The sequence below is a fragment of the Sphingomonas sp. BL-S-28 genome (genome assembly GCF_055521515.1).
The window spans coordinates 2,500,673-2,524,403 of the sequence record NZ_CM145484.1; the positions used below are offsets into that span (position 1 = coordinate 2,500,673).

At 64.3% G+C, this 23,731-nt stretch carries 27 protein-coding genes; 19 read left to right on the top strand and 8 right to left on the bottom strand.

Annotation, left to right across the window (positions count from 1 at the left end; all coding sequences use genetic code 11):
* Positions 1-46: 46 nt before the first annotated feature.
* A complete protein-coding gene (recR, locus tag ACZ1JC_RS20540; protein ID WP_465138405.1) occupies positions 47-643 on the bottom strand; it encodes a recombination mediator RecR in 597 nt (198 codons plus the stop codon).
* A 60-nt stretch (positions 644-703) separates the two neighbouring features.
* On the opposite strand from recR, the gene fmt reads away from it, so the two are divergent.
* Positions 704-1,612, top strand: coding sequence for a methionyl-tRNA formyltransferase (fmt, locus tag ACZ1JC_RS20545; RefSeq protein WP_465138404.1), 909 nt, complete (start codon positions 704-706; stop codon positions 1,610-1,612).
* Positions 1,613-1,615: 3 nt separating this feature from the next.
* On the opposite strand, the gene ACZ1JC_RS20550 is transcribed toward fmt, so the two are convergent.
* Entirely contained in the window at positions 1,616-2,149 is a 534-nt protein-coding gene (locus ACZ1JC_RS20550) for a cupin domain-containing protein (RefSeq protein WP_465138403.1), read from the bottom strand.
* Between the two features lie 97 nt (positions 2,150-2,246).
* Here ACZ1JC_RS20550 and truA point away from each other — a divergent pair, with 97 nt between their 5' ends.
* On the top strand, positions 2,247-2,993 hold the full coding sequence (truA, locus tag ACZ1JC_RS20555; RefSeq protein ID WP_465138528.1) for a tRNA pseudouridine(38-40) synthase TruA: 747 nt from the start codon (positions 2,247-2,249) through the stop codon (positions 2,991-2,993).
* 380 nt (positions 2,994-3,373) lie between these two features.
* Here the strand turns inward: truA and ACZ1JC_RS20560 are convergent, their stop codons facing one another.
* From ACZ1JC_RS20560 to ACZ1JC_RS20575, 4 genes are all read right to left on the bottom strand, one after another.
* On the bottom strand, positions 3,374-4,783 hold the full coding sequence (locus ACZ1JC_RS20560) for a methyl-accepting chemotaxis protein (RefSeq protein WP_465138402.1): 1,410 nt from the start codon (positions 4,781-4,783) through the stop codon (positions 3,374-3,376).
* A 154-nt stretch (positions 4,784-4,937) separates the two neighbouring features.
* Complete coding sequence (locus tag ACZ1JC_RS20565; RefSeq protein WP_465138401.1) at positions 4,938-5,396, bottom strand: CAP domain-containing protein; 459 nt, start codon at positions 5,394-5,396, stop codon at positions 4,938-4,940.
* A 496-nt stretch (positions 5,397-5,892) separates the two neighbouring features.
* Positions 5,893-6,885 carry a cobaltochelatase subunit CobS gene (cobS, locus tag ACZ1JC_RS20570; protein ID WP_465138400.1) on the bottom strand — a complete coding sequence of 331 codons (993 nt, stop codon included), beginning with the start codon at positions 6,883-6,885 and terminating at the stop codon, positions 5,893-5,895.
* Between the two features lie 95 nt (positions 6,886-6,980).
* On the bottom strand, positions 6,981-7,709 hold the full coding sequence (locus ACZ1JC_RS20575) for a winged helix-turn-helix transcriptional regulator (protein ID WP_465138399.1): 729 nt from the start codon (positions 7,707-7,709) through the stop codon (positions 6,981-6,983).
* Between the two features lie 153 nt (positions 7,710-7,862).
* Between ACZ1JC_RS20575 and ACZ1JC_RS20580 the strand changes: the two genes are divergently transcribed.
* The 8 genes from ACZ1JC_RS20580 (at position 7,863) to ACZ1JC_RS20615 (ending at position 12,556) form a co-directional block, all read left to right on the top strand.
* Positions 7,863-8,531, top strand: a complete 669-nt coding sequence (locus ACZ1JC_RS20580; protein ID WP_465138398.1) for a glutathione S-transferase family protein — start codon at positions 7,863-7,865, stop codon at positions 8,529-8,531.
* 3 nt (positions 8,532-8,534) lie between these two features.
* Positions 8,535-8,906 (top strand): DUF1428 domain-containing protein, encoded by a 372-nt coding sequence (locus ACZ1JC_RS20585; RefSeq protein WP_465138397.1) that lies wholly within the window; start codon positions 8,535-8,537, stop codon positions 8,904-8,906.
* 2 nt (positions 8,907-8,908) lie between these two features.
* The gene (locus tag ACZ1JC_RS20590; RefSeq protein WP_465138396.1) at positions 8,909-9,709 is read left to right on the top strand and encodes a VOC family protein; all 801 of its coding nucleotides are present in this window, start codon (positions 8,909-8,911) and stop codon (positions 9,707-9,709) included.
* 97 nt (positions 9,710-9,806) lie between these two features.
* On the top strand, positions 9,807-10,433 hold the full coding sequence (locus ACZ1JC_RS20595; protein WP_465138395.1) for a glutathione S-transferase family protein: 627 nt from the start codon (positions 9,807-9,809) through the stop codon (positions 10,431-10,433).
* On the top strand, positions 10,430-10,918 hold the full coding sequence (locus ACZ1JC_RS20600) for a VOC family protein (RefSeq protein ID WP_465138394.1): 489 nt from the start codon (positions 10,430-10,432) through the stop codon (positions 10,916-10,918). Before ACZ1JC_RS20595 ends, ACZ1JC_RS20600 begins: the two co-directional genes overlap by 4 nt.
* Positions 10,915-11,580 (top strand): glutathione S-transferase family protein, encoded by a 666-nt coding sequence (locus ACZ1JC_RS20605; RefSeq protein WP_465138393.1) that lies wholly within the window; start codon positions 10,915-10,917, stop codon positions 11,578-11,580. Before ACZ1JC_RS20600 ends, ACZ1JC_RS20605 begins: the two co-directional genes overlap by 4 nt.
* Before the next feature lie 23 nt (positions 11,581-11,603).
* Positions 11,604-12,062 carry an SRPBCC family protein gene (locus ACZ1JC_RS20610; RefSeq protein ID WP_465138392.1) on the top strand — a complete coding sequence of 153 codons (459 nt, stop codon included), beginning with the start codon at positions 11,604-11,606 and terminating at the stop codon, positions 12,060-12,062.
* Entirely contained in the window at positions 12,059-12,556 is a 498-nt protein-coding gene (locus ACZ1JC_RS20615; RefSeq protein ID WP_465138391.1) for a GFA family protein, read from the top strand. Before ACZ1JC_RS20610 ends, ACZ1JC_RS20615 begins: the two co-directional genes overlap by 4 nt.
* 18 nt (positions 12,557-12,574) lie before the next feature.
* On the opposite strand, the gene ACZ1JC_RS20620 is transcribed toward ACZ1JC_RS20615, so the two are convergent.
* Complete coding sequence (locus tag ACZ1JC_RS20620) at positions 12,575-13,165, bottom strand: DnaJ domain-containing protein (protein WP_465138390.1); 591 nt, start codon at positions 13,163-13,165, stop codon at positions 12,575-12,577.
* Between the two features lie 39 nt (positions 13,166-13,204).
* On the opposite strand from ACZ1JC_RS20620, the gene ACZ1JC_RS20625 reads away from it, so the two are divergent.
* Positions 13,205-13,477, top strand: coding sequence for a BolA family protein (locus tag ACZ1JC_RS20625; RefSeq protein WP_465138389.1), 273 nt, complete (start codon positions 13,205-13,207; stop codon positions 13,475-13,477).
* A 187-nt stretch (positions 13,478-13,664) separates the two neighbouring features.
* On the opposite strand, the gene ACZ1JC_RS20630 is transcribed toward ACZ1JC_RS20625, so the two are convergent.
* Complete coding sequence (locus ACZ1JC_RS20630) at positions 13,665-14,738, bottom strand: DUF2332 domain-containing protein (protein ID WP_465138388.1); 1,074 nt, start codon at positions 14,736-14,738, stop codon at positions 13,665-13,667.
* A 36-nt stretch (positions 14,739-14,774) separates the two neighbouring features.
* Here ACZ1JC_RS20630 and hisG point away from each other — a divergent pair, with 36 nt between their 5' ends.
* The 8 genes from hisG to ACZ1JC_RS20670 all read left to right on the top strand — a co-directional run bounded on the left by hisG (position 14,775) and on the right by ACZ1JC_RS20670 (position 23,551).
* Positions 14,775-15,431, top strand: a complete 657-nt coding sequence (gene hisG / locus ACZ1JC_RS20635) for an ATP phosphoribosyltransferase (protein ID WP_465138387.1) — start codon at positions 14,775-14,777, stop codon at positions 15,429-15,431.
* A complete protein-coding gene (hisD, locus tag ACZ1JC_RS20640) occupies positions 15,431-16,720 on the top strand; it encodes a histidinol dehydrogenase (RefSeq protein ID WP_465138386.1) in 1,290 nt (429 codons plus the stop codon). The genes hisG and hisD overlap by 1 nt, the downstream gene beginning before the upstream one ends.
* Complete coding sequence (nusB, locus tag ACZ1JC_RS20645; RefSeq protein ID WP_465138385.1) at positions 16,717-17,172, top strand: transcription antitermination factor NusB; 456 nt, start codon at positions 16,717-16,719, stop codon at positions 17,170-17,172. The genes hisD and nusB overlap by 4 nt, the downstream gene beginning before the upstream one ends.
* 70 nt (positions 17,173-17,242) lie before the next feature.
* Complete coding sequence (gene thiL, locus ACZ1JC_RS20650; protein WP_465138384.1) at positions 17,243-18,202, top strand: thiamine-phosphate kinase; 960 nt, start codon at positions 17,243-17,245, stop codon at positions 18,200-18,202.
* Positions 18,203-18,352: 150 nt separating this feature from the next.
* Positions 18,353-18,856, top strand: a complete 504-nt coding sequence (locus ACZ1JC_RS20655; protein WP_465138383.1) for a hypothetical protein — start codon at positions 18,353-18,355, stop codon at positions 18,854-18,856.
* Between the two features lie 467 nt (positions 18,857-19,323).
* Entirely contained in the window at positions 19,324-21,417 is a 2,094-nt protein-coding gene (locus ACZ1JC_RS20660; RefSeq protein ID WP_465138382.1) for a sodium-translocating pyrophosphatase, read from the top strand.
* A gap of 110 nt (positions 21,418-21,527) precedes the next feature.
* Positions 21,528-22,691: a GNAT family N-acetyltransferase gene (locus ACZ1JC_RS20665; RefSeq protein ID WP_465138381.1), complete on the top strand. Its 1,164-nt coding sequence runs from the start codon at positions 21,528-21,530 to the stop codon at positions 22,689-22,691.
* Positions 22,688-23,551 carry a cupin-like domain-containing protein gene (locus tag ACZ1JC_RS20670; protein WP_465138380.1) on the top strand — a complete coding sequence of 288 codons (864 nt, stop codon included), beginning with the start codon at positions 22,688-22,690 and terminating at the stop codon, positions 23,549-23,551. The genes ACZ1JC_RS20665 and ACZ1JC_RS20670 overlap by 4 nt, the downstream gene beginning before the upstream one ends.
* Positions 23,552-23,731: the final 180 nt, after the last annotated feature.

Here is a 23,731-nt window from a genome sequence, read left to right on the forward strand (position 1 = left end):
TCTCGCAAGATGGACGCTTCGATGACAGTGATCGGCGAAGCGGGCCCTAGGCAACGGGCCGCCTTGCGCGGATCGCCTGGGCCAGCGTTCCCTCATCCAGATAGTCCAGTTCACCGCCTACCGGCAGGCCATGCGCTAGCTGCGTGATACGCACCGGAAGCCCTTCAAGACGCTCAGCAATATAGTGCGCGGTAGTCTGTCCTTCGAGCGTGGCGTTCATGGCGAGGACGACCTCGTCGACGCCGCCCGCCTCCACGCGCCCCAGCAGGCGATCGATCGTCAAATCTTCCGGGCGCACGCCGTCGAGCGCGGAAAGACGGCCGCCAAGGACGTGATATCGGCCATTGAACAGCCGCGCACGGTCCAGCGCCCAAAGGTCGGCCACTTCCTCAACCACGCAGAGCGAACCCGCATCGCGGCGCGGATCGGCGCAGATGCCGCAGGGATTGGTGGTGTCGATATTGCCGCAAGTCTGACACTCGACCAGCGCTTCGCGGACGGCGGCAAGGGCATCGACCAGTTGCACCAGAGACGTCTCGCGCCGCTTTATAAGCCACAGCACCGCACGGCGCGCGGAACGGGGGCCAAGGCCGGGAAGGCGCGACAGCGCGGCAGTAAGCGTCTCGATCTCTTGCGATGCCATGGCGGCGGAGATAGGGCCTCCGGAGCTTTTGAGAAAGTCCTTCGGAGAATTCCCCACACCATGCGCATCGTCTTCATGGGAACGCCCGATTTCGCGGTGCCCGCACTCGTCGCGCTGGTCGAGGCTGGGCACGAGGTTGTCGCCGTCTACAGCCAGCCGCCGCGCCCCGGCGGTCGTCGCGGCAAGGAACTGACGCCCTCGCCCGTCCACAAGGAAGCGGAAGCCCGCGGGATCGAGGTGCGCCATCCGGTTTCGCTCAAGAGTGCGGAGGAGCAGGAGAAGTTCGCCGCGCTGGAGGCCGATATCGCCGTGGTGGCGGCCTATGGACTGCTGCTGCCGCAGGCGGTGCTTGATGCGCCGCGTTTGGGCTGCCTGAACATCCACGCCTCGATCCTGCCGCGCTGGCGCGGGGCAGCGCCGATCCAGCGGGCGATTCTGGCCGGCGATCCGACCACCGGCGTGACCATCATGCAGATGGAGATCGGCCTCGATACCGGCCCGATGCTGGCAACGCTGCGCACCACGATCGACCGCAAGACGACCGGTAAACTGACCACGGAACTCGCCAAAAAGGGCGCGCAGCTTATGGTCGGCACCCTGCGCGATCTTGCCGTGCACCGCGCCGTCACCCAGCCGGAGGATGGCGTTACATACGCGAAGAAGATCGACAAGGCCGAGGCCCGGCTCGACTTCACGCTTCCTGCCGAGCAGGTTGAGCGACAAATCCGCGCCTTCATGCCCGCACCGGGCGCTTTCTTTGAACTCGATGGCGAACGGTACAAGGTGCTCGCCGCCGATCTCACGGAAGGTTCCGGTGAGCCCGGCGTAACGCTCGACGACGCCCTTACCGTGGCCTGCGGCGAAGGCGCCATCCGCGTCACGCGCATCCAGCGCGCAGGCAAGCCCGCCATGGACACGGCAGACCTGCTGCGCGGGCGGCCGATCCCGGCCGGCACGCGCCTCGGCTGATAGTCAGGACGAGCTGGCAAGCTTTTCAGGCACGCGGCGGATGGGCGGAGGCTCGTTCGCCCAGCGATCCTGCGCCTCTCGCACTTTGTCGGCGGCCTTAGCCCAGCCTTCCGGCGACTTGTCGCGCACGCGGATGTCGAATGCATCGGTAGCGCGGAATTCCAGCACTTCCGCACCTTCCGGGCCCGCTACATAGGCGTAGGGAACTTCGCTGCCAACAAAGAAGCCATCGCCCGCGACCAGCGTTTCGGTGCCGAGTTCCACGCTGCCGGCGACGATGTAGTAGAGGCAATCGCAGTCATGACTGTGGAGCGGCAGCGCGAAGCCGCTCTTGAGCAGGAGCCGCGCAAGGCTCATTCCCGGCCGGCGATAAGGCACGTCCACCAGTTCGCCGCTTTCCGGGCCGGCTCCGGCGAAGAGCGGTAGCGCAGCGATCATATTGGGCGCTTCGTCCGCCAAAGTCATGCAGCCGCAGTCGTTCAGCGAAGGCGCGTCGCCGCCCCGGAAAATCTCGAAGCGAGGTCGTTCCTCGGCCATTTGCACTCTCCCACGTGAACCAGCGCCAAGGATGCGCCGCTTCCACACCGACACCAAGCCGTTTGCAGCGGGGCCGCAGTCCTGTATCGGCGGCGCGATGACCCGCTTTGCACTCACTCTCGAATTCGATGGCGCCCCGTACATGGGCCTTCAACGCCAGGCGCACGGCCCCTCGGTCCAGCAGAGCGTGGAGGAAGCGGCTTTCGCGCTGACCGGGCAGGTCACCAGCATGCATGCCGCCGGCCGCACCGACGCAGGCGTCCATGCGCTGGGCATGAAAGTGCATATGGACATCGACAAGCCGTTCACGCCCTTCCAGCTCTCGGAAGGGATGAACGCGCGGCTGCGCCCGCATCCGATCGCCGTGGTCGCCTGCGAGATCGTGCCGGACGACTGGCACGCCCGCTTCTCCTGCATCGGGCGTTCGTACATCTACCGCATCGCCAACCGCCGCGCGCCGTTGACGCTGGAGCGCGGCAAGGCCTGGCAAGTGCCCAAGCCGCTGGATGCCGACGCCATGCATCACGCCGCGCAAACGCTGGTGGGGCTTCACGATTTCACCACCTTCCGCTCCGCCCACTGCCAGTCGCAAAGCGCGCTCAAGACGCTCGACCGGCTCGATGTGCGGCGCGAGGGCGAGATGGTGCTGATCGAGGCCGAGGCCCGCAGCTTCCTGCACCATCAGGTCCGCTCGATGGTCGGCTGCCTTGCACTGGTGGGCATGGGCCGCTGGGACGAGAGGAAGCTCGCCGAAGCGCTGGAAGCCCGCGACCGGCAGGCGCTGGGCCTCAATTCCCCGCCGGACGGACTCTATTTCGTGAAGGCGACCTACCCAGAGGGCTGACCCCGCCAGTGCCGCAAGGTGACAGTTTGGTTGACACAGTTGACACGGTCCTGATGAAATATGCCCTTCCGGGGGCGAACCTGTCACCTTGCGGCGAAATACTGTCACCTTGCGCTGAAATACCGTCATCTTGCGACAGCCAGGTGTCACCTTGCCCGCGACGCAGTTGCGCCTTCGAGCGGCGATAGCGGCAAGGCGCCGGGTCCCTTGGGCGACGTGAAACATCCGAACACGTTACCTCAGGCCCCGGGATGTAGGAAAAGCGCCTCCCACACAGCTTAGAGCATTTCTAATCAGGCGGAATCACCTGATGACTCGGAAAATGCGCCAAACCAAAAACTTAGATCAGTCGATCCGACGCAGTCGGGTCGAAAGCTGCTCTAGAATTCAGACCAATCCTCACCCGATTTCGCCGCGTTGATCGCCAGGTTCCCGTGCATCGCCACCGGCGCGAAGCGCGGTCGTGCAGGCGGGGGAACGGCCGGCGCTTGCCGAGGGAGAAGACGGACCGACGCACTTTCGCCGGCATTCATCCTGAAGCGCGCAGTCAGTTCTGAAAGCCCTTCGGCTTCCGAGGCAAGACCGCGTGCAGCAGCGGCGGTCTGCTCCACCATCGCAGCATTCTGCTGGACCATCTGGTCCATGCTGGCAACGCCCCCACTGATGTCGGTCAAGGCCTCCGACTGCACTTGCGCGCCCCGGGCGATCGCATCGACCAGTTCGTTGATCTCGCCGATCCTGGTCCCGATCCGTTCGAGCATGCGCCCGGTCTGCCCGACCAGGTCGACCCCTTCCGCCACCTGCAGGGACGATGTGGTTATCAGCGCGCGAATTTCCCGGGCCGCATCGGAAGATCGCTGCGCCAGCGCCCGCACTTCATTGGCGACAACGGCGAACCCGCGGCCGGCGTCGCCCGCGCGCGCCGCTTCCACCCCGGCGTTCAGCGCCAAAAGATTGGTCTGGAAAGCGATGCCGTCGATCAGGTCGATGATCTGGTTGATCTGCAGCGAACTCTTTTCGATCGCATCCATGGCGGTAACCGCCTTGCTCACCACTTTTGCGCCATCGTCGGCATCGCCGCTTGCCGCGCCGACGGCAACGCGCACCTCACCCGCGCTTCGTGCCGTTACTTCCACCATGCCCGTCACGTGGGTCATGGAAGCCGAAGTCCGTTCCAGCGTTGCCGCCTGGCTTGCCGTGCGCTGCGCCAGATCGTCCGACGCGGCGCGAATTTCAGCCGACCCGGTGCGCACGCTGCTGGCCGAGGAAACCACTTGCGCGATGCTTGCCTCCAGGCCGGAAACGGTGCGATTGAAGCTGGCCCGCAGGGTTTCGTATTCCTCGGCGAAGGCTGTCTCCAGCTTCACCGTCATGTCCCCGCTTTCGAGGGCAAGCAGGCCGCGTTCCAGCGCTTCGACCATTTGCACGCGCGTGGAGTTGAGTTGCACTTGCAAGGCATTGTCCCGGAACACCGCCATGGCCTTGGTCATCCGGCCCACGCAGTCGCTGTGGTCGGTAAAGCGTATCGGGCTGGCAAGATCGCCAGCCGCCAGCCCTTCCATGCGCACCACGGTTTCGACATAAGGGTCGCAGATCAACTTTCCGCTGATCTTTACGGTCGCCAGCGATGCCAGCAGCGACAGCACGGCCAGCCCGATGCCCGCCGTGGTAAAATGTCGGGAGGCGAGAACCGCCCCGGCTGAAGAAAGCAGGCCCCACAAACCGTGCAGATAGAAAAGAGTACGGAATTTGAGCCGGATCGGCGCGTACTTTTCGAACCAGTCGAACATCCTCAGCCTCGCTGACCACGTTCCGCAAGGCCAAAATGCCCTGGGCGAGCCGACGATGTACCGACGATTTGCAAAGGGATTGGGGCGTGCCCGCTAAGGGCTTTCAGGTAGCGCGCTGTGTAGAAACGGAAAGGCGGGCGCCAAGCGAATCGCCTTATCGCCTGCCGAGGGCAATCGCCTGGCCGCGATAGGGGCTTTCGTTCAGGACATTGCCGGGCGGATCGTATCGACACACCAGATATTCGAACCGCACCCCTCGGGACAAGGCGCAGCCGACTTCCGTCGTGCCGGACCAGATCATCTGCGTATAGTGGCCGACGCGATGATAATTGTCCTGCCACGACCGCATTCGGCGCAGCGGAATCTTTTCGTCGGTCCAGCCTGAAACCATCTCGTCGATGCCGTAGGCGCCGCGCGTTCCCATCCAGAGGTTTTCGCCCTCCGTCCGATTTGATGCATCGTGCTGGAATACGTTGGAAGACGCCAGCTTGTCTGCCCAATCGGCGGCGTCGCGGGCCAGCCTGGTGCTCCAGCGCAGTGGCTGGGAATTTACGGCGGCGCGTTCCTCGTTGTGGATGGCAAGGACGACATCCTGAAATCGGGATTCGCTCACGGCAGGCCGAGTGCCCGACGCAGCAACAGCCGCCGCCGCGAGAACGCCAAACACCATCGAAACTCCTTGATTCCCGACCTCGCCGTCCAGCTACACCGGGAATCCTGTCAATTTGCCGAACGGCACCACCTTAATGCGACAACAGTTAACGCAAGTACCCACATGCTATCCCTGCCGGGCACGTCTGCCGGCGCACAGAGACCGTTTGAAAATTCGCGAAATGCGAATTTTGCGGCACCGGCCCTCTCCCGTTCCGAAGAACACGAAAAGGTCCGGGGGACCTTTTCGCTGAGGGGGCCTACCACCCGCAGGATACTACCGATGGGTGGTAGGGTGGGGGAGAGGGCCGGTGCCGCCTCAAAAATGCCCCTGCGGGCATTTTTCAAACGGACTCTCAGACACAAAAAAAGGGAGGCCGCAGCCTCCCTTTTTCAAGGTCGTTCCTGTGTATTCAGAGACCGTGAAATTCGCTCTTCGCGAATTTCCAGACAGACTCTCAGGCCTTGGAGACGACGCTCTCCGGCAGGTCGGTGCCGAACACACGCTGATAGTATTCGGCCACCATCACGCGCTCGGTCTCATCGCACTTGTTCAGGAACGAGAGGCGGAAGGCGAAGCCCACGTCATTGAAGATCGCGGTATTCTGCGCCCAGGTGATGACGGTACGCGGGCTCATCACGGTCGAGATATCGCCGTTCATGAAGCCCTGACGCGAGAAGTCGGCCACCTTCACCATGTTGGCGATCGTCGCGGCATCGATCTGCGGCACCTTCTTCGAGACGATGTCGGTCTCGACCGGCTGCGGCAGGTAGTTGAGGCCAACCACCAGATTCCAGCGGTCCATCTGGCCCTGGTTGATCTGCTGGGTGCCGTGATAGAGGCCCGAGGTATCGCCAAGGCCCACCGTGTTGGCGGTGGCGAAGAGGCGGAAATGCTTGTCCGGGCGGATCACGCGGTTCTGGTCCAGCAGGGTCAGCTTGCCCTCTGTCTCCAGAATGCGCTGGATCACGAACATCACGTCCGGACGGCCGGCGTCGTATTCGTCGAACACCAGCGCCACCGGGTGCTGCAGCGCCCACGGCAGCAGGCCTTCGCGGAATTCGGTAACCTGAAGACCGTCGCGCAGCACGATGGCGTCACGGCCGATCAGGTCGATACGGCTGATGTGCGCGTCCAGGTTGATGCGGATGCACGGCCACTTCAGGCGCGCGGCCACCTGCTCGATATGCGTCGACTTGCCGGTGCCGTGATAGCCCTGCACCATCACGCGGCGGTTGTAGGCAAAGCCCGCCAGGATCGCGAGTGTGGTGTCCGGATCGAAGACATAAGTCTCGTCAAGGTCGGGCACGCGTTCGTCGGCGACGGAGAAGGCCGGCACCTTCATGTCGATATCGATGCCGAACGTCTCACGAACGTCGACTTCGATGTCGGGAGCGGCAAGGACGGTGGTGTCGCGGTTCTCGGGCTTCATGGTCTCGGACTCAGTCATCGTGCGTACCGGGTAGACAAGCGGGCGCTGCACCGCAACAGGCTTTGACCATGGAATGACATTGGAGGGCGCTGTACCCCGCTTCCTGTTTCGCTTCAGACGCGGAACTTGGGCGGCAATGCAAACAGATCGATGAAGCGCGCCGCCATGGCAGCATACCCTTCGATGGCCAGCTTTCCGCCTGCCTCCTCCACCGACTTCTTGCCGTAGAAGACCGGGAGAAAATCGGATGCGCTGGCAGCGGAAAAGCGCAAATCCGGCGCGGTTGCGGAATCTCCGGCCGGGCGCACATCCAATACGCCATCGTGCAGTTGCGCGGCGAATTTCAGCCCGCCGATATCGAATGCGGTCAGCAGCGAAAGATCGCCCGCGCGCGGCCGGTCGATCAGCGCGCGCAGCGAAAGCATCAGCGAAACCGGAGTAAAGGCCAGCGCCGGGTCGTGCCCGGGCGAACGCAGCCCCCAGCGCACCAGTTCCAGCAGTACCGGCTCAAGCCCCAGGCCCCATTCGGTGAGACCATAGACTTGCACTGAAGCCGGCGGCGCCAATCGGGTGCGGCGGACGATCCCCGATGCCTCCAGCGAGTTCAGCCGCTCGGTAAGCACTTTGGCACTCAATGTCGGCAGTGCCGCGCGCAATTCGTTGAAACGGCGCGGGCCCAGCAGCATCTCTCGCACGATCAGCAAGGACCAGCGCTCTCCGATGAGTTCGAGCGCCAAGGAACCGCCGCAGGCATCCTCATACCACCGGCCATGGCGCGCGCCGGCCTGTCCGTCCGCCGCGCAGGCACCTTTTGCCGGGGAACGCATTCGCTTCGTCGTCACACTAGTTTCATTTGGTAACTTCATAGTTGCTTTTTGTAACCCATCAGCGCAGCGTCAGGCAATAACGATTCGCCGCAACATGGACGGGAAGGATCACTTCGCAGGTCCGCTCACCAGCTGACCTGTGGTATGGCCATCAGTGGGAGAAAGCAGATGCCTGTGTGCGACAACGCAGCAACGGTAGTCAGCGGATTCAACAACGTGCCCCCGCCCGTGCGCGGCGTGGTGCGCGATCTTCGCATCCGCTGGGCGCTTGAGGAGATCGGGCGCGATTACCGGATGGAACTGTTCGATGCGATGACGCCGCGCAGCGACGAGTATCGCGAATGGCAGCCTTTCGCGCAGGTTCCCGCCTTCGACGATGGAGAGATCCGCATGTTCGAAAGCGGCGCGATCCTGCTCTATCTGGGTGAGCAGGACCCGCGCCTGCTGCCCATCGCTTCGGCTCCGCGATGGCAGGCGATCACCTGGCTGTTCGCCGGCATGAACAGCGTTGAACCGCATATCATGCAGGTCAACGCGATCGACATATTCTACGTCAATGAGCCGTGGGCCGCGCAGGCACGCCCCGGCGCGGTCAAGCAGGCGGAGCGCAAGCTGGCCGTGGTCGAAAAGGCGCTGGCAGGCCGCGAATGGCTGGCCGGCCCCTTCACCGTCGCCGACATCCTGATGGTCACGGTGCTGCGCTGCCTAGACCACACCGACATTCTGGCCGCCTTCCCCGCGCTCACCGCCTACAAGGCCCGCGCCGAAGCACGCCCGGCCTTCCGCCACGCCCTTGCCGAACAACTGGACGCCTATTCCGCCCCCGCAGGAGAGTGAACCATGGCCTATGTCGACGGTTTCGTGATCCCCGTACCCCTTGCCAACAAGGACAAGTTCATCGCGCATGCCCGTGAATTCGACGACTATTTCATCGAATACGGCGCCACACGGGTATGGGAGTGCTGGGGCGACGATGTGCCCCACGGCAAGCAGACCGACTTCTACATGGCCGTAGGGGCCAAGGAAGACGAAGCCGTCTGTTTCAGCTGGATCGAATGGCCGGACAAGGAAACGCGCGATCGGCAGATGGCCCTGCTGATGGAACTCATGAAGAACGACCCACGCTTCGATCCGCAGAACAATCCGCCGCCGTTCGACGGTGCACGCATGATCTTCGGCGGCTTCCAGCCCGTCGTCGTGGTGGGAGAATGACCATGGGCAATCCTGTCGGAAGCTTCATCTGGTACGAACTGCTCACCAGCGACATCGACGGCGCGGCCGCCTTCTACAAGGCGGTGGTCGGCTGGACGATCTCCCGCCACTCCGATCCCGACGCGGGCGGCATGGATTACCGCATGATCCAGCGCGACGATGGCGGCATGGCCGGCGGCGCGATGCAGATCACGCAGGACATGCAGATGGGCGGCGCCCGCCCCTGCTGGCTGCCCTACCTCAATGTCGACGACGTCGATGCCGAAGTCCACGCCATCGTTGCGGAGGGCGGCCGCGAACAGTTGCCCGCTTTCGATATGCCGGTGGGCCGCATCGCCATGGTTGCGGACCCGCAGGGCGTGCCGATCTACCTGATGAAGCCGGTGCCCCCGGCCGGCAATCCGGATGCCACCAGCGACGTGTTCTCCGTCACCGAAAACCAGCACGTGCGCTGGAACGAACTGGCCAGCCCCGATCAGGCCGCCTCCATGGCGTTCTACGGCAAGCACTTCGGCTTCACGTTCGACGAGAAGATGTCGATGGGCGACATGGGCGACTATTGCTTCATCGGCCATCACGGGCAGACGCTGGGCGCGATCATGCAGCGCCAGAGCGACCAGCAGCCGGCGATCTGGATGTTCTACTTCGGCGTCCCCTCCATCGCGGCGGCGAAATCGGCGATCGAGAACAGCGGCGGCAAGGTCCTGATGGGCCCGCACGAGGTTCCCGGCGGCGACTGGATCGTCGTCGCCATGGACCCGCAGGGCGCGGGCTTCGGCCTGGTCGGCCCGAAAGGCGAATGAGCGGACAATTCATGGACATGCGCCGGCCGATCAAGGCTTGACGGCAGGCGTTTGTTCCATGATTGTTCCACCCGGATGCACGTGAAGGAGCACGGGAATGGCCGACTACACCTTCTACACCAACCCTATGTCGCGCGGTCAGATCGCCCGCTGGGCGCTGCACGAAGCCGGCGCCGACTACGATCAGGTGATCATCGACTGGAAGGAGAAGCCGGCGGGCTTTCTGGACATCAACCCGATGGGCAAAGTGCCCACGATCGTCCACCACGCCGAATCCGGTGACCGGGTGGTGACCGAAGCCGCCGCGATCTGCCTCTACCTTGCCGAGATGCACCCCGACGCCGGCCTGCTGCCCAGCGACACGGAAATGGCGGACTATTACCGCTGGACCTTCTTTGCATCCGGCCCGGTGGAACAGGCCATCACATCGCGCCACTTCAAGAGCGAACCCGCGCCCGAGCAGGAGATGATGGCCGGCTGGGGCAGCTTCGACCGGACGATGAACGCGCTGGAAAAGCACTTCGACGTCAACGACTGGGTCTGCGGCGGCCGCTTCACCATGGCGGACGTCTACGTGGGCAGCGCGGTGGACTGGGGCCTGACTTTCGGCACGATGCCCCCGCGCCCGGCCTTCGTCGCCTATGCCGAACGGCTTCAGGCCCGCGATGGCTACAAGGCCGCCAAGGCTGTGGACAACACCCTGATTGCGGAGATGAAGAAATGACCGCGAAAAACAGGATCTGCCTCTGGTACGACGGCGCGGCCGAAGATGCGGCCAATTTTTACGCCAGCGTCTTTCCGGACACCAGGGTTACTCAGGTCGTCAACTCGCCTACCGACTATCCGGACGGCAAGGCGGGCGATGTCATCACCGTGGAATTCTCGGTGATGGGAATCGAATGTATCGGCCTGAACGGTGGCCCCACTTTCCCGCACTCGGAAGCGTTCTCCTTTCAGGTCGAAACGCTGACGCAGGAAGAAACCGACCGGTACTGGAACGCCATCGTCAACAATGGCGGTGCCGAAAGCATGTGCGGCTGGTGCAAGGACAAATGGGGACTTTCCTGGCAGATCACGCCCAAGGCGCTGTCCGACGCCCTCACCAATCCTGACCGCGCCGCCGCCAAGCGCGCGATGGAAGCGATGATGACGATGCGCAAGATCGACATCGCCACGATCGAAGCGGCACTGGCGGGGAGCGCTGCGTGAACCCTGCACCCAGTCTGGAACTCTTCGGCCACCCCTTCTCGTCCTATACGTGGAAGGCGCTGATCGCGCTCTATGCCTACGAAGTGCCGTTTGCATTTCGCATTCTGGATGCCGAGCACCCGGAAAATGCCGAAGTGGTGCAGACGGCCGGACCGCAAGGGAAGTTCCCGGTGCTCCGCGACGGCGAGAACCTGTTGTTCGAGGCAAGCTCCATCCTCGAATATATCGACCGGCACCATATCACCCCAGGTACCCTGATCCCGGAGGATCCCGACGCCGCAAACGCCATTCGCATGCTCGATCGCGTCTTTGACAATTACGTGATGAACGTGATGCAGGTGGTGGTGGACGAATACATTCGCAGCCCCGAGGCGCCGGACATGGCCCGTTGTGCCGAAGCGCGCACCAAGCTGGAACGCACTTACGCCTGGCTTGAAGGCTGGCTGCAGTTCTATCCGCGGATGGATCACATCACGCTGATCGAATGTGCCGCCGCGCCTTCGCTGTTCTATGCGGACTGGGTCCATCCCATTCCCGAAGAACTGCCACGCCTTCGACAATGGCGCGCGCACTTGCTGTCGCTGCCCGCCATCGCCCGCTGCGTCGACGATGCGCGGCCGTTCCGCCCTTATTTCCCGCTGGGCGCCCCCGACCGCGATTGAACGAAAAAACGGAGAGAATGCCCGTGAGCGATACCGACCACGAACTTGTCATCACCCGTTACATCGATGCCCCCGTTGGCGAAGTCTGGGACGTGCTGGCCAACCGTCAGGAAGAGTGGTGGTGCCCCCGCCCCTGGCGCGTCGAAGTGGATGAGCAGGACCGGCGGCCCGGCGGCGTCTGCCGGATGACGATGTACGGCCCCGATGGCGAAGTGGCGCCGCAGAACGGCATCTATCTGGCATTCGACGAAGGCCGCCGCTTCGTGACTACGGACGCGGTCACCGGAGATTTCCATCCGGCCGGCCCCTTTATGATCGGCATCTGGGAAGTCGCCCCCGAAGGCAACGGCACCCGCTACACCGCCCGTGCGCGGCACTGGAACGCCGAAACGATGAAGCAGCATGCCGATATGGGCTTCGAGGAGGGCTGGTCCGCCTGCGCCGAGCAACTCGCCGAAATCTGCGAGGGCAAGGCGGCTTGAGCCAAAGCTTGCACCGGGGAGCGGAAGGCGGCTGCACTTGTGGCAAAGTCCGTTACCGTCTGCTGGACGACCCCATCGTCGTTCATTGCTGCCACTGCCGCTGGTGCCAGCGCGAAAGCGGAACGGCCTTCGCACTCAACGTCGTGATCGAGGCGGATCGGGTGGAACTGATCGGCGAAACCGCGCCCGAACGGATAGACACGCCCTCGCTCAGCGGCAGGGGCCAGGCGATCCTGCGCTGCCCCACCTGCAAGGTAGCGCTCTGGAGCCATTATGGCGGCGCCGGCGACAAGGCCGATTACATCCGCGTCGGCACACTGGACGATCCCGACGCCTGCCCGCCGGACGTCCATATCTTCACGCAGAGCAAGCAGCCCTGGGTCGTCCTGCCCGATGGTGCGGAACAGTATCCGATCTTCTATTCGGGCAAGGACGTCGTGCGCATCTATGGCGAGAGCGGCGCCGCACGCTGGGCCGCGCTGCGGGGGCGTTGATCAAAATGGGGCCACAGATCAGGCGAAGGCATTGGCCTTTTTGAGCACCTGATAGGCCTCCACCACCGCCTGAAGCCGCGCGGTATGACCATGATCGCCGCCATTGTGATCGGGATGGTACTGCCGCAGCAGCCGAGTGTAGCGCAGGCGCAGCGTCTTGCGGTCGATATCGCCATCCAGCCCAAGAACGCCCAGGGCGCGCCGCTCATCCGGCGTGAAGCGGGCATTCTCCGGCTTCATGTCGGCATGGCGCTGCCGAACATGCGCCCTCGCCCGCCCGCTGATCGCTTCCAGCGGGTCGGAAAAATCGGCCCAGCGCGGCGCACCGTCTACCCCGGCATCGGGCCGGAACGCGCGCGTCTGCGTCTCCCAGCCATGCAGGGGCGATTGGGCGCGGAAGATCTCCTCCGCATCCATGCCTTCGAAATAGTCATAGCCGGCGTTGAATTCGCGCACATGGTCCAGACAGAACCAGCGGTAGTCGCCCGGACCGTCGAAACTGGGCGTGCGCGCGCCCGGCGCGCGGAATTCGCCGTCCTCGTCGCATCCCGGCCAGCTGCACGTGCGCCCGCCGGATTCGACCCTGCCATGAAATCTAGAATGTCTCACCGGCTTCCAGATGGGGGATCGAACGCCTAAATGGAAGCCATGACCGGACCTCTCGAACAGGAAATGCGGCAATTGCTCGCCGCCGCCTTCGCCCCCACGCAGCTTGACGTGATCAACGATTCCGCCACCCATCGCGGCCATTCGGGCGATGACGGCAGCGGCGAATCGCACTTCACCATAGAGATCGAATCAGCCCAATTCGCCGGCGTTTCCCGCCTTCAGCGGCAACGGCTGGTCAATGCGGCCCTGGGCGACATCCCCGGCAACCGTGTTCACGCCGTCGCCATCAAGGCCCGCGCGCCGGGAGAGTGAGCCCTTTCGGCTGAAGTTACTGACCCTGGTTCAAATAGACTGACTTCGGTGCAAATACATCGTCGCCCCCGCGAAGGCGGGGGCCCCGTTTCCTTTCGCGGCCCTCATAAGTAAAAAGCGGGATCCCCGCCTTCGCGGGGATGACGGATGCCTTTATGACGTGGGGCAAAGTTCAGCGACGAGCGACTTAGCCCAGCCATTCGATCCACGCGCCGTGGGCATGGGCGTGGGCAAGCAGGTGCCATTCCTCACCGCCGGGCCAATAGCGCACCTTCACGCCGTGCCCCAGCAGTGTGCGGTCGGCCTCCACGGCGATCCACGCCAGCGGCCGCTCCGGGCTCGCCTTCGCACCTGCCGCCGCCATCGCACGATTGATCCGTTCCCGCTGATCCTCGGGAACGTATTGCATCACGATCGAGTGCATCAGCACCCGCGTCACGCCCTCGGGCTGCCGCTGGGCCAATTGCTGCTCCACAAAATCTGCGGCGTTCAGCTTCACCAGATCGGGCGCGCGCTCCTGCGCCGCGGCAATCGCGGCATCCAGCCGGGCGAAACGCTCGACATGCTCCGGCCAGATATAGGCACGCAGCCGCTGCGCCTGCGCCGGATCGGCAAGGTCCACCGGGGCGATGTCGCACCCTTTCAGCGACGCGAAGGAAATCGTCTCGGCCGGCGGCGGCGATCCGCGCCATTCCGGATTGAATGCCATCGCCGGCGCTGCAGGCCCCACTTCCACACCGCCCAGATCGTAGCGGTAGCGATCCAGCATCAGGTTGATCCCGGCGCTCGCCCCGATTTCAAGACATTCGAACCGCCCCGGCAGCCCCTGCCCCGCAAGCCACAGAATGGCCGCCACGAAATTCGACGAACGTCCCGCCTCATTGGTCTGCGGCGGCCCGTCGAGCCAGGGCATCAAGTCTTCACCCCGTCGTTTCGCCACCTCGCCAACGATGGCTGCATCATCAGCCGGCTCGCCCGCATAGATCGGCGCCAATGCGGGTTCCTCGCCCGATTGGTTGAGCGCATGGATGCCCCCGGCTGCGCGCAACGGCACGGCATCGGCCAGCGGCTTGCCCGGCCATTCCCTGATCCGCGTAAGGAACGGGCCGGCATCGGCATCGTCCAGAACCGCTGCCAGCGCCGCAACGATCCGCGCGGTGATCGGCGCGCCGTTCTTACGGCAATAGGCAACCTGATTGGCGAAAGCCTCAGCCACGCCATCACCGATACCATCGGCGAATCGTTTCTCGTCCTGTGCCATGTTGCCCTTTCGTCACTTGCCGCCTATGCGCGCACCATGCCGACAACCTTGACCTTTGCCGTGCCCAAGGGCCGAATCCTCGACGAAGCGCTGCCGCTGATGGCGCGTGCCGGTGTGGTGCCCGAGGCTGAGTTCCACGACAAGAAATCTCGCGCCCTCTCTTTCGCGTGCGAGAACAGCGACATGCGCCTGATCCGCGTACGCGCGTTCGACGTGGCGACTTTCGTGGCGCATGGCGCGGCGCAAGTGGGCATCGTCGGTTCGGACGTGGTGGAGGAATTCGCCTATCCCGACCTCTACGCCCCCGTCGACCTCGATATCGGCCACTGCCGCCTGTCGGTTGCCGAGCGTGAAGGCGAAGTGGGCGGCGCGCTGCCCTCGCACTTGCGGGTGGCCAGCAAGTATCCGAACCTCACGCGCAAGCATTACGAAAAGCTGGGCGTGCAGGCCGAAGTGGTGAAGCTGAACGGCGCGATGGAACTGGCGCCGTCGCTGGGTCTGTCGAGCCGGATCGTCGATCTGGTTTCCACCGGCCGCACGCTGAAGGAAAACGGCCTCGTCGAAACAAGCCGTATTCTCGACATTTCCGCACGCCTCATCGTCAACCGCGCCGCCTTGAAGACCGACGAGCGCGTCGCCGCGCTGGTCGATGCCTTCCGCGCGCTGGTGGCAGAGCAGAAGGCCGCCGCCTGATGCAGCGTCTATCCAGCAAGGATGCCCGGTTTGCCGAAGCGTTCCAGCGCGTAGTCGCCGACCGCCGCGAGAGCGCGACGGATGTGGCGCGCGATGTCGCCGATATCCTCGCCGCCGTGCGGACGCGTGGTGACGCTGCACTGGCCGACTACACCGCGCGCTTCGACGGCCACGATCTCGACCAGACCGGCTGGCGCATCGACGCCGAGACCTGCCGCGCTGCCTTCGAAGCCCTGTCGCCTGAATTGCGCAGCGCTCTCGAACTCGCAGCGGAGCGCATCCGCGCCTATCACGCGGCCCAGCTGCCCGAAAACCGCGACTATACCGATGCCGCCGGCGTGCGTCTTGGCGCCGTCTGGCGCGCGGTCGACGCCGCCGGGCTTTACGTTCCCGGCGGCCGCGCGGCTTACCCGTCCTCGATGCTGATGAACGCGATCCCCGCCAAGGTGGCCGGTGTCAAGCGTCTCGTCGTCGTCACGCCCACCCCCAAGGGCGACGTCAATGCGCTCGTTCTCGCCGCCGCACACCTTGCCGGCGTGGACGAAGTCTGGCGCGTGGGCGGTGCCCATGCGGTGGGCGCGCTGGCCTATGGCACCGACAAGATCGCGCCTGTCGATGTGATCACCGGCCCCGGCAATGCCTGGGTGGCCGAAGCCAAGCGCCAGCTGTACGGCGTGGTCGGCATCGACATGGTGGCCGGCCCCAGCGAAATCCTCGTGATCGCCGATGCCAAGAACGAACCGCGCCGCATCGCTGCCGACCTGCTGAGCCAGGCCGAGCACGACCCCACCTCGCAGTCGATCCTCATCACCGACGATGCCGCCTATGCCGACGCCGTTGCCGAGGCGGTGGAGATCGAACTCTCCGCCCTCGCCACCGAGGCGACCGCGCGCCAGTCGTGGAACGACTACGGCGTGATCGTCGTCGTCGAAAGCTTTGACGAGGCGCCGGCGCTGGCCGACGCCCTCGCCGCCGAACACGTAGAGATCGCCACCGACGATCCCGAAATCCTGTTCCGCAAGATCCGCCACGCCGGATCGGTGTTCCTGGGCCGCATGACCCCCGAAGCGGTGGGCGATTACGTCGCCGGCCCCAACCACGTGCTGCCCACCGGGCGCCGCGCGCGGTTCGCTTCGGGCCTTTCCGTCCTTGATTTCATGAAGCGCACCAGCTTCATCCAGCTCGATCAGGCGGCGCTTGAGGCCATTGGCCCCGCCGCCGTTGCCCTTGCCGATGCCGAAGGGCTTCCCGCCCACGCGCGCTCCATTTCCGTGAGACTTTCCCAATGAGCAAATCCCAGCCCAATTCGAAGCAGGCCCGCTCCGCCGCGCGCCTCGCCGCCGTTCAGGCCCTCTATCAGTTCGAGATGGAAGGCACCCAGCAGGCTATCCTGCTCGACGAATTCCATCGCCATCGCCTTGGCGCGGAGATCGACGAGGACCAGTACGCCAAGGCCGAAGTCGCCTTCTTCGACGACGTGGTGAAGGGCGTGATCGCCCGCCGCGACGAGATCGATGAACTGCTCGCAGGCAAGCTGGCCGAAGGCTGGTCGCTCGCCCGTCTCGACAAGACCATGCTGCAGATCCTGCGCGCCGGCGCCTACGAACTGCTGGCCCGTCCGGACGTGCCGACCGGAGCTGCGATCGGCGAATATCTCGACGTCGCCCACGCGTTCTTCGACGCGCGCGAGGCGAAGTTCGTCAACGGCGTGCTCGATGCCGTCGCCAAGGCCGTTCGCTGACGTTTTTGCGCAGCATGAGCGTGCACTCCTGATCTCGACAATGGGCCCTGCGGGGCCCATTGTTATTTTTATGACCCGCGAATTCGCCTTCATCGAAGCCCTGCGCGCCATTGCCGTCAGCCCGGCCGCACGCGGCCTTGCCGACGATGCGGCGGTGCTGGAGATCGGCGGCGAAAAGCTTGTCCTGACGATGGACACGCTGGTCGAAGGCATCCACTTCCTGCCCGACGATCCGCCCGAAAGCATCGCATGGAAACTGGTAGCGGTGAACGCGTCAGACCTTGCCGCGAAGGGCGCCGAGCCGCTCGGCTGCCTTAAATCCCATGCCCTTGGCGAAGACGAGTGGGATCGCGCCTTTCTTGGCGGCATGGATCAGGCCTGCCGCCATTTCCACCTGCCCTTGCTGGGCGGCGACACCGTGCGAATGCCCCGCGGTTCGGCGCGCAGCTTCTCACTCACAGCCATCGGTCGCGGTCTTGAGGATGTAGCCGTTCCCACACGCAGCGGCGCACAGGTGGGCGACGTTGTGTGGTGCAGCGGTACGCTGGGCGATTCCGGCCTCGGCCTCGCGCTGCTGTCGGACAGGGTGAAGGACGTCAGCCCCGATCATGCCTGGTTGATCGACCGCTATCGCCGGCCGATGCCCGAACCGGCGCTGGGCGTGGCGCTCGCCCCGCTGACCAGCGCGATGATGGACGTATCGGATGGACTGCTGATCGATGCCCGTCGCATGGCCGATGCTAGCGGAGTCGCCATTCATTTCGATGCCTCCGAAGTGCCGCTTTCGGAGGCTTATTGCGCTGTCGCCGGAGACAATATCGAACAACGCATCGCCGCGATGACGGCGGGAGACGACTACCTCCTGCTGTTCACCGCCCCGCCCGTAAACAGCGCCTACTTGCGTGCGGCAGCCAAAGGGCTCGATACACAAATCCACGCCATCGGCACGGTTTCCGAGGGCAGCGGCATCGATCTGGAGTGGAAGGGGGCGCCGACTTCCCTGCCGGATCGGCTGGGTTATCAGCATTAACCGGCGTACGAACTTTCGCGGCGGCAATTGCCATGACCGCTCTTGGCAATTTTGGTACTTAAGCTGCCGTTCCGGATACCGCCGACATTGCGGACATTAGCTCTGAAGGACATCATAAACCGCTCGGTTCATTCGAGGGGAGTTCCGCCAGTGCTGCTGTTGTTCCTAAGTGCCGCGCTGTTGGCACCGCATTTCGATTCGCACGGAATCACGCCCGAATTAATTAGCGCGTTGGTCAAGCAATACGGGGCGAAGGAAGCCGTGCATCGACTTGCCGACCGCGAGCCCGCCGACACCACGTCTCACTTCGGCGACTTTGACACAGTGCTCGATGGAATTGCATCTGGCGATCCGCGGTGGCTCGCACTAGCGCCGAAACTGGAACCTGGCACAGACGCCGGAACCGCTGAGGGCCTTCGTATTAGTGTTGCCATGGCATTGCCGAAGAACGCGGCGGGCGTGCTCAGTCTCATCGCCCGCGAGCCGTCGTGGCGGGATGTTTGCGGCTATCCGATGATTGAACCGACACCAATACAGGCACGCGCATATTTTAGGGCAGTTGTTCCGGCTGTGAGAAATGTCACGAGCCCGAGCCTGCGGAATGCGAGAACCATGTGTCTGGCTGAATTATCGAAGGCGCAGCACACCCCCTAATGCCTGCTTCCCACCCAAAGTCGTCGTCCCCGCGTAGGCGGGGACCCCGCTTTTTCCTTCAGGCGTGAAGTCGTGGCACCAGGTAGCGGGGCCCCCGCCCCGCGGGGGCGACGAGACATGGGAGAGACCTTGGACTGGCAACCTCCCACCCAAAGCTGCCCCCACCGCCCGCTCAGGCTGAGCTTGTCGAAGCCCCCGAGACGTGGCGCAAGGCTCTCCATCCTTCGACAGGCTCAGGATGAGCGGGCGTGAATGGGACGAGGTGCGCTTTCCGGACAGCGTACTGCCGTTCGGGCACGATACTCCACAATACCAAACACCCCTTCCCGCCAAGTTCCACCCCGACAAAATCGACTTTGGACAAAGTCGCTTGCCAGTAATCCCCCTTGTCTATAGCCCTTTACGTTCAGAACGGGAAAACCCGTCGAAATAGCGAATGTTCGCATTGGGAAAAAAGGGGGCGTTTTGTGAATCCAGTCACGATCGCAATTATCCTGGGGCTTCTAGCCATTCTCTATGGCTTCATTACGAGCAGACAGGTCCTCGGCGCTCCGGCCGGGTCCGACAAGATGCAGGAGATCGCCGCCGCCATTCAGGAAGGCGCGCAGGCGTACCTGAAGCGGCAGTATTCGACCATCGCCATCGTCGGCATCGTGGTCGCCATCATCATCTCGCTGACACTGGGGCATGTCTCCGCCATCGGCTTCGTCATCGGCGCGATCCTTTCGGGCGCTGCCGGGTTCATCGGGATGAACATCTCCGTTCGATCGAACGTGCGCACCGCTGCCGCCGCGCAGACCGGGCTGCAGCCGGGCCTGACGCTGGCGTTCCGCGCGGGCGCCATTACCGGGATGCTCGTGGCCGGCCTCGCGCTGCTCGCCATCGCGGTGTTCTACTGGTACCTGACCGGTCCCGGCGGCCACACCGTCGGCGGAGAGGACCGCACCGTCGTTCAGGGGCTTACCGCCCTCGCCTTCGGCGCCTCCCTCATCTCGATCTTCGCGCGCCTTGGCGGCGGCATCTTCACCAAGGCCGCAGACGTCGGCGCCGACCTTGTAGGCAAGGTGGAAGCCGGCATTCCCGAAGACGATCCCCGCAACCCCGCCGTCATCGCCGACAATGTGGGCGATAACGTGGGCGATTGCGCCGGCATGGCCGCAGACCTGTTCGAAACCTACGTCGTCACCGTGGGCGCCACGATGGTGCTGACCGCGCTGCTGATGAAGGACATCGCCAATCTGCAGGCGCTGATGGCGCTGCCGCTGCTGATCGGCGGCGTCTGCATCGTCACTTCCATCATCGGCACCTATTTCGTGCGGCTGGGTGGTTCGCAGAACATCATGGGCGCCATGTACAAGGGCTTCCTGGTAACGGCCGTGCTCTCGATCCCCGCGATCTGGTGGGCCATCGGCTATGCCCTGGGCGATCGGACCGCAGAGATCGGCACGATGGGCTTTTCCGGCAACACGCTGTTCTATTGCGCGTTGGTCGGTCTGGTCATTACGGGCCTGATCATCTGGATCACCGAGTACTATACCGGCACCAACTATCGCCCGGTTCGCTCGATCGCCAAGGCATCGGAAACGGGCCACGGCACCAACGTGATCCAGGGCCTTGCCATCAGCCTTGAGGCGACAGCGCTGCCCACGCTGGTGATCGTTACCGGCATCATCGTTGCCTACCAGCTCGCCGGGCTGATCGGCATCGCTTATGCGGCGACCGCCATGCTGGCTCTGGCAGGCATGGTCGTGGCGCTGGACGCTTATGGTCCGGTGACGGACAATGCCGGCGGCATTGCCGAAATGGCCGGGCTGGACGACAGCGTGCGCGAAAAGACCGACGCGCTGGACGCGGTGGGCAACACCACCAAGGCCGTTACCAAGGGCTATGCGATCGGTTCGGCCGGCCTTGCCGCGCTGGTGCTGTTCGCGGCCTACACCACCGACTTGCGGGAGTTCTTCCCCGATCTCAACGTCGATTTCAGCCTTGAAAACCCCTACGTCATCGTCGGGCTGCTGCTCGGCGCGCTCTTGCCCTATCTGTTCGGCGCAATGGGCATGACGGCAGTGGGCCGCGCAGCGGGCGACGTGGTGGTGGACGTGCGAGAGCAGTTCAAGGCCAATCCCGGCATCATGACCTACGAATCCAAGCCGGACTACGCACGGACGGTGGACCTGGTGACCAAGGCGGCGATCAAGGAGATGATCGTCCCCTCGCTGCTGCCGGTGCTGGCGCCGATCGTCGTCTACTTCGTGATCTCGTTCGTCGCGGGGGTCGAGAACGGCTTTGCCGCGCTTGGCGCACTGCTGCTGGGCGTGATCGTCGGCGGCCTGTTCGTCGCGCTCTCGATGACATCGGGCGGCGGCGCGTGGGACAACGCCAAGAAGTACATCGAGGATGGCCATCACGGCGGCAAGGGCTCCGAAGCCCACAAGGCCGCGGTGACGGGCGATACCGTGGGCGATCCCTACAAGGATACCGCCGGCCCTGCAGTCAATCCGATGATCAAGATCACCAATATCGTCGCCCTCCTGCTGCTGGCCGCACTGGCCGCAGGTTGACGACAACGATCAAGCAGGAAGGCGCTGGCGGGAGATCCCTGCCGGCGTCTTTCGTTTTTCCGTGTTGCCGTTAGCGTTTCCTTGAAACCAGGGCGCTAAAGACAGGCTCCATGTTCAGTTCCTCCTCCCCCCTGCATGAGGACGACATCGTCGATCCCGCCGTGCCGGCCTCCGCCGGGGACGGAACGATCGCCTGCGTCCAGTGGCGCGCGATGGAAGGCGAAGTGGAGGCGTGGGACGCGCTCGCCCGGCGGGCCAGCGAACCCAATCCCTTTTACGAAAGCTGGTACCTGCTTCCCTCGCTACGCCACCTTGGCGGCGCCGAAAGCGTGGCGATGCTGCGGTTCGAACGGAACGGCCGGTTGGCGGGCCTGCTGCCGGTCGCCCGCAACCGCTGCTATTACCGCTGGCCCATCCCCAATCTGTCCGGCTGGCTTCACGCCAATGCGTTCCTGGGCACGCCGCTGATCGAGCGCGGTGCGGAAGCGGCGTTCTGGCGCGCCGTGCTTGCCTGGGCGGATGGTTCGCCGGGAACCGCGCTGTTCCTGCATTTGCGAGCCATGCCGCTGGACGGACCGGTTCATCGCGGACTGACCGCCGCGCTGGGCACGCGCCTATGGGCGACGGTGCATCGTGAGGAACGCGCCCTGCTGCAGTCGAGCCTCTCTCCCGACGGCTATCTGGAATCCTCGCTCTCCGGCAAGAAGCGCAAGGAAATCCGCCGCCAGTGGAACCGGCTGGCCGAGCGGGGGCATCTCACGATAGAGCGCTGTCGCGACGAGAATGGGCTGGATGGCTGGATCCGCACGTTCCTCGCGCTGGAAGCGGCCGGATGGAAAGGGCGCACCGGATCGGCTCTGGCCAGTGACGAGGGCACCGCAGCCCTGTTCCGCGATGCGCTTGCCGGTGCCGCCGCCTATGGCCGGCTGGAACGGCTTGCCCTCAGGCTGGACGGCAAGCCGGTGGCCATGCTGGCGACGTTCCTTACCCCGCCCGGCGCCTTTTCCTTCAAGACCGCGTTCGACGAGCGGTTCGCCCGTTTCTCGCCCGGGGTCCTGCTTCAGCGCGAATATCTCGACATGCTCACCCGGCCCGAGATCGACTGGACCGACAGTTGCGCGGCGGAGGATCATCCGATGATCGACCATATCTGGCGCGAACGCCGTCAGGTCGGGCGGCTTTCCATCGCCATCGGCGGGCGCCTGCGCCAGGCGCTCTTTCGCCGTTTCGTCGCCGCCGAACTGGCGCGCAATCCCGCAGGACCCCGCGCATGAACGCCCTTCCCCCCTCTGGCCGTCCGGTTTTCGACGATGGCGCGCGCGACGCCTTCGTACAGAACTATCCCGAAGTGCCGCACACGCTGGAGCATGGCCTGCGCAGCCATCCGCTGCTGGAACTGGAAGCGCTGGCCCTGCTGGCCGAGACGCTTCCTGCCCGCTCGGTCGAATACAATTTCGGCAACCAGCCACTGGGCGTCGACGGCAAGCCGGAACCCACCGGCATTCCCATCGGCCGCACCATCCGCGAGATCGAGACGACCAATTCGTGGGCGGTGATCAAGAACGTCGAGCAGCACCCGGACTACGCCCGACTGCTGGAAGACCTGCTTTCCGAACTGCGCCCTATCGTCGAGGCCCGCACCGGGCGGATGATGAAGCTGCAGGGCTTCATCTTCGTCACTTCAGCAGGCGGCGTGACGCCCTATCACTTCGATCCCGAGCACAACATCCTGCTGCAAGTGCGCGGCCGGAAGGTGATGACCCAGTTCCCCGCCGGAGACGCCCGCTTCGCGCCGGATGAGGTGCACGAAACCTATCACACCGGCGGCGGGCGCGAACTCAGGTGGCGGGACGAGTTGCTGACCGGCGGCCGCGAATTCGCGCTGCAGTCTGGCGAGGCGGTTTTCGTGCCGGTGATGGCACCGCATTTCGTGCGCAACGGCACGGAGCCCTCGGTCTCGCTGTCGATCACCTGGCGGTCCGAGTGGAGCTTTGCCGAGGCGGATGCACGCGCGTTCAATGGCGTGCTGCGGCGTATGGGATTGAAGCCGAAAGCACCGGGCCGCTGGCCGGCGCGTAATCGGGGCAAGGCTTTGGCTTGGCGCGTGCTGCGCAAGTTGGGTGTTGGGCGGTAACAGGCCGGCGCACCAGCCCAACCAACCAACCAACCACTCCCTGCTCCTATCTCGTCATCCCCGCGAATGCGGGGATCCCGCTTTTACTCGCAGGCGTTGCGAGAAGGAAGCGGGGCCCCCGCCTTCGCGGGGGCGACGATTGAAGGAGACCGATGGTGGAGGGAGAAAGGCTTGAAGCGC